We start from the raw sequence: 12,911 nt of genomic DNA, 5'->3' as shown, positions 1-12,911 counted from the left end.
TGCAGGAAGGCACGTCCGCGACAGGGTCGCGCTCTCGCGCGCCGCTGGGTCCCCCGGTTCCGCTGCGCGGCCCGGAGGATGACGAAAGGAGAGAGCGGCGTGCTGGATGACGAAAGAGGGCGTATGGCATAGGTTGTGCGGATGCCGACGCATCGGACGTTCATCGCGACCTACATCATGGCCAGCGGGCGCAACGGCACGCTCTATACCGGCATGACGGCGAACCTGGAGGCGCGGGTCTGGAAGCATCGCAGCGGCGTGTTCGACGGCTTCTCCGCTGCGCATGGATGCTCGCGGCTGGTCTGGTTTGAGCGGCACGCCTGGGTGGTCGAGGCCATCGCGCGCGAGAAGCGGATCAAGAAGTGGCTGCGGGACTGGAAGCTGAAGCTGATCGAGGCGGAAAACCCGGAATGGCGGGATTTGGCCGACGACTGGTTTCCGGTGAACGATCCGAACTGGCGACCGCCGGTTGAAGATTAACTTTCGTCATCCTCCGGCGCCCTCGCGAAAGCGAGGGGAGACCGGGGGACCCAGCGGCGCGCGTGAGCGCGAACCTGTCGCGGACGCGGTGTCGAAACATCACGAGTCGGATGGATCGCCTTCGGCGCCGCTGGGTCCCCCGGTCTGCGCCGCGAAGGCGCGGCTGGCCGGAGGATGACGAAAGAAGAGGTAGCCGTCTTAATCGAGATGGGTCCCGTCAACGATTTCAACACCCTGCCGCCCGCTAGCGTCATCCTCCTGCCCACGCTCCCAAAACCGTGCGATCCTGTCTCGGTTCGTCCGCAGGGGACGCAGTGCACGGCCGGGGAGGGGCAATTCAGACGAATCAGACGAATTAGACGGTGTTTTTGTCCGCCGACCGTCTGAAGTCGGTCAGTCCTGCGGGATCGGATTGGTGCGTGGGTCCGGGCCGTTGGTGACGACGCGGTCGCGTTCGCCCAGGTCCTTGATGATCTTGACGTCGGTGAAGCCGGCGGCCTCGAACAGCGCCTTGACCTGCGGGCCCTGATCGAAGCCGATCTCGACGGCGAAAACGCCCAGCGGCTTCAGGATGCGTTTCACCTCGGGCGCCAGGTCGCGGTAAGCCTGCAAGCCGTCCGGGCCGCCGTCCAGGGCCAGGTGCGGGTCGTGGTCGCGGACCTCCGGGTCCAGGGTCGCGATATGGTCGGTCGGAATATAGGGCGGGTTGGACAGCACCAGGTCGAAGCTGGCGTCGCCGAAGCCTGCGGCCCATTCGGTGCGCAGGAAGGTCGCGCGCTCGTTCAGGTCCAGGTTGGCGGCGTTCTCCTTGGCCACCGCCAGGGCCTCGGACGAGATGTCGGTGCCGACCCCGCGCGCGGCGGGCCGCTCGGCCAGAAGCGCCAGCAGGATCGCGCCCGAACCTGTGCCCAGGTCGATGGCGTCGAAGGCCTCGTTCTTGCCGAAGGCCAGCATGGAGACGTCCATCAGGGTTTCGGTGTCGGGGCGTGGGCTGAGGACATCGGGGGTGACGTTCAGCATGATCTTCCAGAAGCCCTTCTTGCCGACGATGCGCGAGACGGGCTCGCGCTTCAGCCGGCGCTCGACCATGGCCTCATAGGCGCTCAGCTGGTCGGCGGTGATGGGCCGATAGGGGTCGGTCAGGATGTCCATGCGGCTGGCGCCGGCGGCGGCCTCCAGCAGCAGGCGGGCGTCGATGGCGGGGCTGTCGATGCGGCCGGTCTTCAGCCGGGCCTGCGCCGCCTTCCAGGCGGTCAGCAGGGTCGGGGCGTCGGTGTCGGACTTGGGCGTGATGGGGTCGGTCATGGGCGTTGATTGGCCCGGCCCGGCGTCGATTTCAAGCGCGACGGCAGGGAACATCAGGCCAGCTTGACCGTTCGCGTCGGGATGACTGCGCGCCGCCCCTCCCGCCTCGCCCCGCTTCGCAACCTGTTCGCCCGGACGCCCATGCCGGTCGAGCGCGGCCGGGTGTGGAAGTTCCTGGCCGCCGCCGCCGGGGGTCTGGCCGCCGGCGCCAGCGCCGCCCACCTGCTCTACAGCCAGGGGCACAAGGTCGGAGTCGAACTGCGCGCCCCCCGTCCCGAACCCCTGCCGCCCAAGGTCCCCACGCCCGAGGACTATGAGGCCCAGGAGCCCGGTCGCGGCCGCATGGCCAAACGGCCCGAGCACATTCCGCACAAGGGCTGGTCCGACATCGTCTGGCGCACCGGCGGGTCCTATTTCGGTGACCGGGTCGGGTTCGTGGCCGGCGGGGTGACCTTCTTCACCCTGCTGTCGCTGTTCCCGCTGTTGGGGACGTTCGTCACCCTCTACGGCCTGTTCGCCGATCCGACCGACGCGTGGGGCCGGCTGCAGTTCCTCTACGCCCTGCTGCCCGACAGCATCGCCGAGTTCCTGGGCGGGGAGATGCAGCGGCTGGCCGAGAACTCCAACAGCCAGCTGACCTTCACCCTGGCCTGGACCCTGGCCCTGTCGCTGTGGACCGCCAACGGGGCGGTCAAGGTGCTGTTCTACGGCCTGAACGTCGCCTATCACGAGGTCGAGCGCCGCAACATCGTGCGCTACAACCTGATCTGCATGGTCTTCACCGTGGGCGCCATTCTGGCGGTCCTGCTGACCTCGGCGCTGGTGGTCGGCGTCCCGGTGGTGGTGCGGCTGTTCGGGCTGGAGGAGGAGTGGGGCCTGATCGCGCCGCTGCGCTGGCCGCTGCTGCTGATCGGCTATGTCGCCGCCCTGACCGTCATCTACCGCTACGGCCCCTGCCGTCAGCGCGCGCGCTGGCGCTGGGTCACGCCGGGCGCGATCTTCGCGGCCCTGCTCAGCCTGACCGTGTCCTTCCTGTTCAGCTGGTATCTGTCGAACTTCGTGCGGACCGACAGCTACGGCCCGCTGGCGGCCATGATGGGTTTCCTGCTGTGGACCTGGCTGTCGGTGCAGGTGATCCTGATGGGCGCGGAGCTGAACGCCGAGATCGAGCACCAGACCGCCGTGGACACGACCACCGGCAAGCCCCTGCCGATCGGCGAGCGGGGCGCCAAGGTCGCCGACAGCATCGGTCCGCGACGCGGCAACCCGGCCGCCCTAGCCTTCACCCAGCGTCATGCGGAGATGATGGCCGACCGGATCATGCGCCGCCCCAACCGCCACGCCGCCGGGGCGCCGACCGCTACAGAATGAAGCGGCTCAGATCGACGTCCTTGGTCAGGGCGTCCATCTTCTCGCGCACCGCATCGCCGTCGAAGGTCACGGTCTGGCCCGACAGGTCCGAGGCCTTGAAGCTGGTCTCCTCCAGCACCCGCTCCATCACGGTCTGAAGCCGGCGCGCGCCGATGTTCTCGACCGCGCTGTTGGCCGCCACCGCCGCATCGGCCATCGCCTCGACCGCATCGTCGGTGAAGGTCAGGGTCACGTCCTCGGTCGCCAGCAGGGCCTGGTTCTGACGGATCAGATTGGCCTCGGGTTCGGTCAGGATGCGCTTGAAGTCGTCGCGCGTCAGGGCCTTCAGCTCGACCCGGATCGGCAACCGCCCCTGAAGCTCGGGCAGAAGGTCGCTGGGCTTGGCGACGTGGAAGGCGCCCGAGGCGATGAACAGCACATGGTCGGTCTTCACCGGCCCGTACTTAGTCGAGACCGTGGTGCCCTCGATCAGGGGCAGCAGGTCGCGCTGCACGCCTTCACGCGACACGTCCGCGCCGGATGCGCCTTGCCGGGCCGCCACCTTGTCGATCTCGTCCAGGAAGACGATGCCCTCGTTCTCGGCCAGTTTTAGCGCCTCCTGGGTCAGGCTGTCCTGATCCAGCAGCTTGTCGCCCTCTTCGGCGATCAGGGGCGTCGTTGCATCGCGCACCGCCAGCTTGACGGTCTTGGTGCGCCCGCCGCCCATCTTGCCCAGCATTTCCGACAGGTTCAGCAGGCCCACGTTGCCGCCGCCCGGAATGTCCAGCCCCTGGATCGGCGAAGCGGTGTCCGCCAGCGCGATCTCGATCTCCTTGTCGTCCAGTTCTCCGGCGCGCAGCTTCTTGCGGAAACTGTCGCGCGTCGCCGGCCCCGCGCCCGGTCCGACCAGGGCGTCCAGGATCCGGTCCTCGGCGGCGGCCTCGGCCTTGGCCCGCACGTCGCCGCGCCGACGCTCGCGCACCATGATCAGGGCGCTTTCGACAAGATCGCGCACGATCTGGTCCACGTCGCGGCCGACATAGCCGACCTCGGTGAACTTGGTGGCCTCCACCTTCAGGAAGGGCGAGCCCGCCAGCCGCGCCAGCCGACGCGCGATCTCGGTCTTGCCGACGCCGGTGGGGCCGATCATCAGGATGTTCTTGGGCGTCACCTCGTCGCGCAGGTCCGCCGGCACGCGCTTCCTGCGCCAGCGGTTCCTCAGGGCGACGGCGACGGCGCGCTTGGCGTCGTTCTGGCCGACGATATAGCGATCCAGTTCGGAGACGATCTCGCGGGGGGTCAGTTCGGTCATGCGACGCAGATAGGAGAGGCCGAACCGTTGCGGGAGAGGGCAGGGCGTCGCGGCGTGATTTTGAAGCCGGGGCTGCCGACTATGCCTCCTCCGGGCTCGGCGCGGCGGCGATAGCAGATCGCCCAGCGAAAAGGCGTCCCCCGATCGGAGGACGCCTTAAGGCTTCAAGCGCTCGTCGCTAGTATCAGGCGGCGTTGGCGGCCTTGTTCTTGGCCAGCTTGTCCTGGTGGGCCTGCATGCCCTTGGCGATCAGGTCGGCGGCTTCGCCGGCGTCGCCCCAGCCCTCAACCTTAACCGACTTGCCCTTCTCCAGGTCCTTGTAGCGAGTGAAGAAGTGCTCGATCTGCTCGATCAGGATGGCCGGCAGCTGACGATAGCTGGCGATCTCGGTGTAGTAGGGGTTCAGCTTGTCGACCGGCACGGCCAGGATCTTCTCGTCGCCGCCGGCCTCGTCCACCATCTTAAGCACGCCGATGGGACGCGAGCGGATGACGCAGCCGGGAACGACCGGCGTCGGGTTCAGCACGATCACGTCGCAGGGATCGCCGTCGTCCGACAGGGTGTGCGGCACGAAGCCGTAGTTGCCCGGATAGTACATGGCCGTGTGCAGGAAGCGGTCGACGAACAGGGCGCCCGATTCCTTGTCCATCTCGTATTTCACCGGCAGGCCGCCTTGCGGGATTTCGATGATGACGTTGATGTCCCAGGGAGCGTTCGGGCCGACGGGAATGGCGTCGAGGTTCATGGCGGGGTCTTTGCTGCGACTGCGAAACTTTGAAAGGCGAAGGGTGATAGGCTCCCCGGCCCGTCACGGCAAGGGCGCCCTGTGGCGAACACCGCCCTCGGCGGGCTTGCGTCGGGTCGCATCATCGCGGACATCTGGATCATGACCTGGACCGATTGGGCGGCGCTGGCCCTCTTCTTCATCTGCTGGCTGGGATACAGCCCCATCCTGGCCTTCATCAGCAGGAAGGGCGGCTCGCTGAACCAGGACATGGAGCATGTCCGGGCGGCCTGGATGCAGTCCATGACGCATCGGGAGATGAAGCTGATCGACAGCCAGCTTATGGGCCATTCGATCAACTCCGCCTCCTTCTTCGCCTCCACCAACCTGCTGCTGATTGCGGCGGTCGCGGGCATATTGTTCGGCGGCGAAAGCGCGCTTCAGGGATTCGCCGCCGTCGGCGCGGAGAACGTGCCGATGAAGATTCTGGAGGCCAAGCTGGCGCTGGTGCTGATCTGTCTGGCGCGCGGTTTTCTGGATTTCATCTGGGCGCTGCGCCAGATGAACTACGCCCTGGCGCTGATCGGCGCGGCGCCGGAAATCCACACCAAGACCGACCGCAAGGCCTTCAGCGAGGCGGCAGGCCAGCTTCTGAATCCGGCGCTCAGTTCCTTCAGTCAGGGTGTGCGCGGCTATTATTTCGCCCTGGCGGCGGCGGCCTGGCTGTTCGGGCCGCTGTGGCTGGCGCTGGGCGTCGCCTCGTCCTTCGGCCTGTTGATCTATCGCCAGGAGGCCTCGCCCGCCGCCCGCGCCATTCGCAACGCACGGCGGCTTCTGGACAACTGACCCGATCCTTTCGCAGTTGCGAGACTGAACGCTCGTCCGACTTTGGTCGAAAGAGCGCCGTCTTGTCAGGCGATACGCCACATTTGCGTAACAAGGCGTGACCATGTGCGCGTGCATGGGTCTTGACCCATTGTGCATCGCAACCTAGATTGACCTCTGACGCCTCCGGGCGTCTTGCCCTTCCTGGGCGTTTCCTCCCTATAGACTTTTAATGCCGCACCCTCGGGTGCGGCTTTTTTTTGACCTGATCAGCGATCAGTCAGGCCGACCAGTCGTCTGCGCACAGGGCGGCGATCACGCGGGACAGGGCCTTTTGCGTCCTGGCATAGGTCGCGTTGGGGGCCAGCGTCGTCTCGTCCAGATACAGTTTGCGGCTCAGTTCGATCTGGATGGCCTCATAGCCCTCGTCCGGCCGGCCCCAGCGCTGGGTTGACCAACCGCCGGCGTAGGGATGGTTCTGCGCCACGCGCCAGCCCAAGCCCTCGAACAAATCGCGCAGACGCCGGCTGAGCCGCGCACTGCAGGCCGAGCCGTAACGGTCGCCCAGCACGACCTCAGCCCCGACGGCGCGCGCCGGCATCGAATGCCAATCGATCAGCACCGCGCGTCCGTGCGTCGCGCGCGTCGCCTGCATCCGTTCGCCCAGGGCCTGGTGATAGGGGACGTGGACCCTGGCGATTCGGTGTCTCGCCTCCGCCAGCGTCAGCCGGCGCGCATAGAGCGGCGTCCCGTCGCCGGCCAATCGGGGGATCACGCCATAACCGGCGGCCGTCTTGGCCCCGACCGGCCCGTCCAGATCCGAGATCAGGGCCGGGTCAAGCTCGGACGGGTCACGGTTCAGATCGACATAGGCCCGGCCGATCCGGCCTTCGATCAGCGCGGCGCCTCTGCGCGGTCCTTCTGCGACCAAGCGCCCGACCAGGGCGTCCTCGGCGCTTTTCAGGCTGGCGCGCGACAGACCCGGCGCGGCGCCCATGTCGTCGGGATAGAGGTCGCCGGAGTGGGGCGAGGCGAACACCAGCGCCGTCGCGGGCGCGTCCGCCGCAGGGGCGGTGATCGAAAAGCTGTCGCCGCCGTCGGTCATGCCTCCGCTTAGCGCGTTTCGCTGTGGAAGGAAGTCGGCTGATCAGCGAATTTCATCGGCGGTTTACCGTTCGGGCTCTAGGTTTGCGGTCTGTTTCAAGGGTGTTTTTCGAATGGCGCGTATTCTCCTGGCCGAAGACGACGGTTCGCTGCGCGGATTTCTGACGCGCGCGCTGGAGCGGGCAGGCCACCAGGTCATCGACTGCGAGAACGGCGACGACGCGATCGACGCCCTGGAAGACGGTCCCTACGACCTGCTGCTGACCGACATCGTCATGCCGGGCGCTGACGGGATCGAGGTCGCCCGCGTCGCCGCCGCCCGCCAGCCCGGGCTGCGCATCATGTTCATCACCGGCTTCGCCGCCGTCGCCCTGACCGCCGCCCAGGCCACGCCGGACGCCAAGGTGTTGTCCAAGCCCGTCCACCTGCGCGATCTGGTCAATGAGGTCGAGCGGATGGTCGCCGCCTGACCCTTCGCTGCGACTGGGCCGAGCGGTGTTCGGCGAGAAATCGCATTCTTGCCGCTAAATCGGCTTGATGCCGACCGGCCTCGCCGCTATACGACCGCTCTTCCCGCTCCGAAGACGTTTTTCGGAGCCCTACGGCGGATGCGTAGCTCAGCGGGAGAGCACCTCGTTGACATCGAGGGGGTCACAGGTTCAATCCCTGTCGCGTCCACCATTTCCTTCAATGATTTAGCTGGTCCTCGGCCAGAGCCGCTGGCCAAAAACTGCCCAGGAACTCGGGCGTGGTGACGGCGTGTCGGCAGCAGTTTGTCGATCGGCAATCGCTGACGGTGCGTCCAGCACCCGCTACAGACTCAAAACGGACGTCCAAAAAGGTCCGCTTTTAGGGCTTCATGCGGACGCAGGGGCGGGTGTACTGGGTCACTTATGACTCCTGCAAATGCCGGAGAATCGGCTGACACTGGCAGGTCTCGAGCGGCATAGTCAGCCCCCATCCTCAAATCTGGGCGGCGAACTCAGTGGCGCAATCATCCGAGCTGGCCAGTGGGGCCGGCTTCAGGTTTGAAGACCAGGTAGGCGGCTATTACCCTCGACGCTCGTCGTCGCAGCGACTAGGACTTGGCGATAGGCTAACAGACCCGACGGGAAGCGAGGGCTTGGACGTGCTGTCCAGCATGAAGGCCATCTATTTTTGGGAACTAGGTCTGGAGCACGCTCGACGCGTTACTCTCACCTGATTCAGCCTCGAATGCCCCCGACAGGCCCAACCAGCCTGTGTCCTGCGTCGGCGGCTCCCTTTGACATTGAGGAGGGGATGGTTTCAGCTACCCCGACGGGGGCTCGGTTCCATCAGGAGTATATGTTTGCATGACCGCAGCAATCCCATGGGGCGTGACGCCCTCGCGCCGCTCGTCATCAGGATCAGGCTGGGCAGTGCGCCCCCTGACGTGCGTATCCGCTCTCGTTCTCGGCGTCCTGGGCACTGGAGCGGCCTCATGCAGCGAGGCGCGCGTCACCAACGCAGCCAAGGACATGCAAGCGGCTGAAGGTGTGGCGACGGGGACGCCCGCGCCTCCGTCCTCGATGCGAGTGACCTACGCTAGAGTGCCTGCTGGTCAGGTCCCGATGACGGACGCCCAACTGCGATCGACCTTCGTCGGGAAGCGCTACGTTGATATTCAGCACAGCTCGGCGATCGTCACCGAGGCTTTCGAGCGTGACGGTACCTATCGCTTCGAAAGCGACTACCACAGCTTTGGCGGCGCCTATTGGATCGCTGACGGTTGGATGTGTCGTCGTCGAGACGAGCCCGAGCGGCCTCTGACCGCCTGTTCCCAAGTCTACGCCCTGCCAACAGGCGACATCTCCTACGTCAACGCGGCAAGTGGTCGGTTCCAGCACTACAAGGTCGCAGACTAGGAGGAACGCCCCCATCCGGCGGTCGATCGTGCGTAAAAGCTCCACTAAACCTCAAGGAAGAGCATAGGTAGACCGCCTTTTGCGCATCACTCGGACCGAGCCGTTGAGCGTCTGCCGCAATGACGGTCTCAGAGTTGGCTCGACGTGGGGACGCCACTCCGGAATCGTCGCCGCGCGTGAATTCCCTGGACGCCAGTCATCGCGACGGCCAGCCCGAATAAGCTGATGAAATAGCCCGCTCCATGCCCATACAGGCCATAGGTTAGCGGGGGGATGAGTTCGATCAGCGACCAGGCCAAGGCGAGGTAGTACAAAGGACGCGAGGGAGCGCGGAACGTGACCGCGGCCAAGCACAGGGCGAACAAGCCGACCAGAAGGTTCGCCGTCAGGACCGCCGATTTGTCGTAACCGAACAGCAGGGTGTCGCCGCGGATAGGGGAGATCCAGGCAGAGAAGGCGGAGAAACCGTGGGAGAGCGCGATGGCTACGAACGCCCCGGAGCCAGCTCGGAGAGCGGCGTTGATCTTCCAGGGCTGGTCCAACTTCTGGAACGGGAGCCATTCGATGTAGGGCGTGCGCGTGGGGTGTCGAGCATCCCATCGCGGAGCTTCACGTGGCTTGAAGTTATCGGCGCTCATAGTCGGCCTTTCGTGCAAGGTTGCTCAACCGCGCATCTATCACAACGAGGAGTTGACAGGAGACCGAAGTCACCGTCCATCTAGGCAACCAAAAGTTTTCGGGGCGTCAATGATGACGTGTAAAACTAAAAAACAGTTTCTCATTTAGAGCTTCGGGGACAATGTCGCGGCGAATGATCTTCCGGAGGCCGTTCAAATGGGCATGGAACGCCTTCGGCTTTGATATGACCCTGAAGCTTGCTGGCAATTGGGTGCTTCGGATTGGGGTCTATAATCAGGCTCTGATCATCTCTGAATGGTACCATGGCGGGGATTTCATGGAGACGCTCAAGCTTGAGAATCGAACAACCTAAGATCTTGGCAACTTGGTCGGAGCGGCTCGACCGACCATGATGGCCTCAACGCCTCCTGTCTTATGGGTGGACCATCTCTAGGTCTTCGAAACAGACTGGATGATGCTGTAGTGGAAAAAACTGCCGAGCCGGCGCGTTTTGCTGGTAATGGGGTTAATTCGTTAAAATAAAACGTGGAAAAACAAAGGGGAATAATGGCGCTGCGCGGCGCGTTCCTTGCAACCGGGGAGTGCGGATTGGGAGGGTTACATGGATATTGTGCATTTTAGCGCGGCACGGGCGGCTGGGATAGCGAGGGTTGGGGGCCGTGATCCGGCAACGCCGAGCGTCGTTGAGAGGGTCGTTCCAAAGAGCATTCCAGTTGGTGCGAACGTCAAAGCGGCAAACATGAAAAATCCTCCGCCCCAGGTGAGCGTGGACATGAGTTGGGTGGAAACGCTGCAGTTGGAGGGGCAGCAGCGGTTTGATCGCTTCATGGCGCAACGTCCGGGATTGGGGATATCGGCAGACTTCCGTCCAAGCTTTCAGCCGGGCATCAAGGCGTATCAGGCGGCTCAGTCGCGCGGTTGAACGAGAGGCTGGGTCTCACGGTCGGCGCACAGGGAAAATGTCTAGCCAAAAAGGCTGTGGAGAAACCAACTGAGATCCCCGGTGACAGGCTGTTCGCCATCGCCCCGTCTGAAAACCCAGAAGCGTTCCCCAGCCTCGTCCTCAGCTGGAAATAGTCTCGCATGGCGTCGATCTCCCCGTCGCGCCGCCACCACTCCCCGAAGACTCGTTCAGGACCGTCTGCGCTCTTCACGCGGCGCCCAACGCCCCGCCAAATGAAACTGACGGGCCGCTGATTCGACCGTGTTCGACGCGGCGCTGACCCGTTGGGATTTGTCGCCTGATCCGTTGACCGCAGACCTTGTGGCGAGCGCCAGGACGGGGCCGGATCGTCTTTAAACAACGATCGGAGGCTTTACGCGGTTCAGGCGTCGATAACTGACAGAGCGCCGTCGGGCAGCGGTCGCTGAAGCGCCTTGGCCGTCTCCCACGGCGCCGTCATCCACGCCTCGATCTCGTCGGACTGCATCAGGATCACCGGCATGGCCTTGGGGTGAACCGCGCCGACCTCGGCGTTGGGGTCTGTCGTCAGAAAGGCGAAGACGTCGATCGTCTCCATGCCGGTCTTGATCTTGCGCACGCTTGTGTGGGCCTGAAGGTGAATGCCGGCGAAGAAGGCGAGGGGCTCGGGATCGTCCCCGGCGAGCTTGAACCAGACGGGTCGGTATTTGCCGGCGGCGTCCCGACCTGGTTCGCTGAAGGCCGTGAAGGGGACCAGACAGCGCGACGCTGGCGACAGATGCGGGCGCCAATGGCTGGAGCGGGTGTTGCGGACGTTGGTCGTGCCGCTGTCGGGCTCGAACTCCAGAATTTTCGGAAAGTCCACCTCGCCGCCCTTGGCGCGCAGCTTGTCGGCGCGCTTCGTCGCATTGTCGAAGATCATTCTTTTGGACGACGGCATGCCCCAGCGCGCGGATGCAAGGATGCGCTCTGCGCCCTCCCACCGTACAATTGGGGCTGGATAATCGGGATAGATATCGCCCGGCGCGAGGTTGCCGACGGTCGACCGCATCGCGTTCGCCGCATCCATTATGGCTTGGGGACCCGAGCGCTGGCGATAGAGGTTACACATCAGACCTTGGCCTTTTTCAGATCCGCAGCCAGGGATTTACGGTCCGCCTCATAGGTCGCCTCCGCCTCCTGACGCGCCTTGTTCAGCGTAGTCTGCTGGTCCTCGAAATCAGCCACCTCGGCCTGACGGCGCTCATCCAGATCGGCCAGCGCCGCCTGCAGCTTTTCGATTTTGGCGGCCTTCGCCTTGGATGGTCCCCGAGGTTTGGCGGGTTTCGCCTTTCCGATCTTGCCGACATCGATCGCAAGCCCGCGCTCGACGACCTCGCCAGGAGAGGCTAGGGCGGCCTCGTAATCCGGTCCGCCGGAAAGCTGGCTGGCCAGGCCGGTTGCGAACAGATCTTGCTTTGAGCCCCAGGCCTCCAAAGCCTTGGGTCGCGAGCTTGTGGCGACGGTGAAGGCATGGAAGCCGTCGGACCAGGTGAAGACCTTCAGCTTGGCCGCCATGTCAGTCGATCAGTCCGCGACGCTGCATGTCCATGATGATGGGATCGGTCAGCGAAGCGATGACCTCCATGTCAAAGGCGTCCTCCGCTTCCGTCTCATCGGCAAATGAGCGTGGTTGGTTCTGGCGTAGGGTTGAAAGCCGCCAGGACGACTGGACCACCTGCTGACGGACCAGATGCTCGATGCGTTGAAGGCGAACGCCAGCGCGCGATCTGATGAGGGTCTTGCGTGTCGCCATCAGTCAGTCCTCCCAACCGAACCCTTACACGCAGGCCGACGAATGTGGAGTCGCGACCGCGCAAAGACCGCGTTCGAGCGCCATCGGCAACGAATCAGTTTGTCAGCGCCCTAACAACGTCTGGTTTTGACTCCAAGGCGACCTAAGGGATGTCAGCTTCTAGGCAACTAACTTCCAACAGCGACCGCTCGATAACGAGGATAGGGTTAGACCCTTGGCTGATATCGCAACGCCAGTTGCTGGACGTAACGGCTGCGCTTGAGTTAGTTATGCTTGCTGACGTCGGAGTGAAACGATGCGTGCAGCTTGGATCGGGGCGGTTGCTGTCGGCATTTTGGCCGGATCAGCGCCGAACGCCCTTGCGGCGGTCTCCCAAGTTCAGGCCGCGCCCCAAGAGGCGGCCCAGGGCGACGCTACAGTCGCTCTGACCTATGCGGCCGCTCAACAACGTGTTCGCTCCAATTCCAGTCTCGGTCGCGCTGCGGGCTATGGGATGCAGGCCGCCAGGGCCCAGGCGGATGTGGCTGCCGGGCTGAATCGGCCGACCGTAGCGCTCGATGCTCAGTTGA

General features: G+C 64.6%; 14 protein-coding genes, 1 tRNA gene and 1 pseudogene. 8 read left to right on the top strand and 8 right to left on the bottom strand.

Going from position 1 to position 12,911, the window contains the following annotated elements:
- Positions 1-141: 141 nt before the first annotated feature.
- Positions 142-480, top strand: a complete 339-nt coding sequence (locus VH88_RS09535) for a GIY-YIG nuclease family protein (RefSeq protein WP_045811047.1) — start codon at positions 142-144, stop codon at positions 478-480.
- 393 nt (positions 481-873) lie between these two features.
- Here the strand turns inward: VH88_RS09535 and prmC are convergent, their stop codons facing one another.
- The gene (gene prmC / locus VH88_RS09530) at positions 874-1,785 is read right to left on the bottom strand and encodes a peptide chain release factor N(5)-glutamine methyltransferase (protein WP_045811073.1); all 912 of its coding nucleotides are present in this window, start codon (positions 1,783-1,785) and stop codon (positions 874-876) included.
- Between the two features lie 63 nt (positions 1,786-1,848).
- Here prmC and VH88_RS09525 point away from each other — a divergent pair, with 63 nt between their 5' ends.
- Positions 1,849-3,156 (top strand): YihY/virulence factor BrkB family protein, encoded by a 1,308-nt coding sequence (locus VH88_RS09525; RefSeq protein ID WP_231576636.1) that lies wholly within the window; start codon positions 1,849-1,851, stop codon positions 3,154-3,156.
- Here VH88_RS09525 and hslU read toward each other — a convergent pair.
- Both hslU and ppa read right to left on the bottom strand, forming a co-directional pair.
- A complete protein-coding gene (hslU, locus tag VH88_RS09520; protein WP_039246193.1) occupies positions 3,146-4,447 on the bottom strand; it encodes an ATP-dependent protease ATPase subunit HslU in 1,302 nt (433 codons plus the stop codon). The genes VH88_RS09525 and hslU overlap by 11 nt on opposite strands.
- A 184-nt stretch (positions 4,448-4,631) precedes the next feature.
- A complete protein-coding gene (gene ppa / locus VH88_RS09515; RefSeq protein ID WP_039246191.1) occupies positions 4,632-5,192 on the bottom strand; it encodes an inorganic diphosphatase in 561 nt (186 codons plus the stop codon).
- A gap of 81 nt (positions 5,193-5,273) precedes the next feature.
- Between ppa and VH88_RS09510 the strand changes: the two genes are divergently transcribed.
- Positions 5,274-6,017, top strand: coding sequence for a DUF599 domain-containing protein (locus VH88_RS09510; RefSeq protein WP_231576635.1), 744 nt, complete (start codon positions 5,274-5,276; stop codon positions 6,015-6,017).
- Positions 6,018-6,276: 259 nt separating this feature from the next.
- Here VH88_RS09510 and VH88_RS09505 read toward each other — a convergent pair whose 3' ends face one another.
- Positions 6,277-7,101 (bottom strand): N-formylglutamate amidohydrolase, encoded by an 825-nt coding sequence (locus VH88_RS09505; RefSeq protein WP_045811046.1) that lies wholly within the window; start codon positions 7,099-7,101, stop codon positions 6,277-6,279.
- Positions 7,102-7,213: 112 nt separating this feature from the next.
- On the opposite strand from VH88_RS09505, the gene cpdR reads away from it, so the two are divergent.
- The 3 genes from cpdR (at position 7,214) to VH88_RS09490 (ending at position 8,986) form a co-directional block, all read left to right on the top strand.
- Positions 7,214-7,570, top strand: coding sequence for a cell cycle two-component system response regulator CpdR (cpdR, locus tag VH88_RS09500; protein ID WP_045811045.1), 357 nt, complete (start codon positions 7,214-7,216; stop codon positions 7,568-7,570).
- A 136-nt stretch (positions 7,571-7,706) separates the two neighbouring features.
- A tRNA-Val gene (locus VH88_RS09495) sits at positions 7,707-7,781 on the top strand.
- Between the two features lie 911 nt (positions 7,782-8,692).
- Entirely contained in the window at positions 8,693-8,986 is a 294-nt protein-coding gene (locus tag VH88_RS09490; protein ID WP_045811044.1) for a hypothetical protein, read from the top strand.
- A 128-nt stretch (positions 8,987-9,114) separates the two neighbouring features.
- Here VH88_RS09490 and VH88_RS09485 read toward each other — a convergent pair whose 3' ends face one another.
- Complete coding sequence (locus VH88_RS09485; RefSeq protein ID WP_045811043.1) at positions 9,115-9,624, bottom strand: hypothetical protein; 510 nt, start codon at positions 9,622-9,624, stop codon at positions 9,115-9,117.
- Positions 9,625-10,226: 602 nt separating this feature from the next.
- On the opposite strand from VH88_RS09485, the gene VH88_RS16015 reads away from it, so the two are divergent.
- Positions 10,227-10,547, top strand: coding sequence for a hypothetical protein (locus VH88_RS16015; RefSeq protein WP_156146791.1), 321 nt, complete (start codon positions 10,227-10,229; stop codon positions 10,545-10,547).
- 403 nt (positions 10,548-10,950) lie between these two features.
- On the opposite strand, the gene VH88_RS09475 is transcribed toward VH88_RS16015, so the two are convergent.
- The 3 genes from VH88_RS09475 to VH88_RS09465 are packed head-to-tail and all read right to left on the bottom strand — an operon-like array spanning position 10,951 to position 12,342.
- Positions 10,951-11,598: an SOS response-associated peptidase family protein gene (locus VH88_RS09475; RefSeq protein ID WP_231576634.1), complete on the bottom strand. Its 648-nt coding sequence runs from the start codon at positions 11,596-11,598 to the stop codon at positions 10,951-10,953.
- Between the two features lie 59 nt (positions 11,599-11,657).
- Positions 11,658-12,104, bottom strand: a complete 447-nt coding sequence (locus VH88_RS09470) for a hypothetical protein (protein WP_045811040.1) — start codon at positions 12,102-12,104, stop codon at positions 11,658-11,660.
- A 1-nt stretch (position 12,105) separates the two neighbouring features.
- Complete coding sequence (locus VH88_RS09465) at positions 12,106-12,342, bottom strand: hypothetical protein (RefSeq protein ID WP_045811039.1); 237 nt, start codon at positions 12,340-12,342, stop codon at positions 12,106-12,108.
- Positions 12,343-12,637: 295 nt separating this feature from the next.
- On the opposite strand from VH88_RS09465, the pseudogene VH88_RS16490 reads away from it, so the two are divergent.
- Positions 12,638-12,911: pseudogene (locus VH88_RS16490) on the top strand (TolC family protein); the annotation flags it as partial.

It is taken from the genome of Brevundimonas sp. KM4 (assembly GCF_000964075.1).
In the GTDB taxonomy this organism is placed as follows: Bacteria; Pseudomonadota; Alphaproteobacteria; order Caulobacterales; family Caulobacteraceae; genus Brevundimonas; species Brevundimonas huaxiensis.
The sequence above is the reverse complement of the archived record's forward strand: the minus strand, read 5'-3'. Positions and strand labels throughout refer to the sequence as shown.

What these genes read in the sequence shown, in the direction of transcription:
- prmC (WP_045811073.1), bottom strand. Translation starts at nt 1,785, where the DNA reads ATGACCGACCCCATCACGCCCAAGTCCGACACCGACGCCCCGACCCTG.
- VH88_RS09465 (WP_045811039.1), bottom strand. Translation starts at nt 12,342, where the DNA reads ATGGCGACACGCAAGACCCTCATCAGATCGCGCGCTGGCGTTCGCCTT.
- VH88_RS09470 (WP_045811040.1), bottom strand. Translation starts at nt 12,104, where the DNA reads ATGGCGGCCAAGCTGAAGGTCTTCACCTGGTCCGACGGCTTCCATGCC.
- VH88_RS16015 (WP_156146791.1), top strand. Translation starts at nt 10,227, where the DNA reads ATGGATATTGTGCATTTTAGCGCGGCACGGGCGGCTGGGATAGCGAGG.
- cpdR (WP_045811045.1), top strand. Translation starts at nt 7,214, where the DNA reads ATGGCGCGTATTCTCCTGGCCGAAGACGACGGTTCGCTGCGCGGATTT.
- VH88_RS09535 (WP_045811047.1), top strand. Translation starts at nt 142, where the DNA reads ATGCCGACGCATCGGACGTTCATCGCGACCTACATCATGGCCAGCGGG.
- VH88_RS09490 (WP_045811044.1), top strand. Translation starts at nt 8,693, where the DNA reads ATGACGGACGCCCAACTGCGATCGACCTTCGTCGGGAAGCGCTACGTT.
- VH88_RS09505 (WP_045811046.1), bottom strand. Translation starts at nt 7,101, where the DNA reads ATGACCGACGGCGGCGACAGCTTTTCGATCACCGCCCCTGCGGCGGAC.
- VH88_RS09485 (WP_045811043.1), bottom strand. Translation starts at nt 9,624, where the DNA reads ATGAGCGCCGATAACTTCAAGCCACGTGAAGCTCCGCGATGGGATGCT.
- hslU (WP_039246193.1), bottom strand. Translation starts at nt 4,447, where the DNA reads ATGACCGAACTGACCCCCCGCGAGATCGTCTCCGAACTGGATCGCTAT.
- VH88_RS09475 (WP_231576634.1), bottom strand. Translation starts at nt 11,598, where the DNA reads ATGCGGTCGACCGTCGGCAACCTCGCGCCGGGCGATATCTATCCCGAT.
- ppa (WP_039246191.1), bottom strand. Translation starts at nt 5,192, where the DNA reads ATGAACCTCGACGCCATTCCCGTCGGCCCGAACGCTCCCTGGGACATC.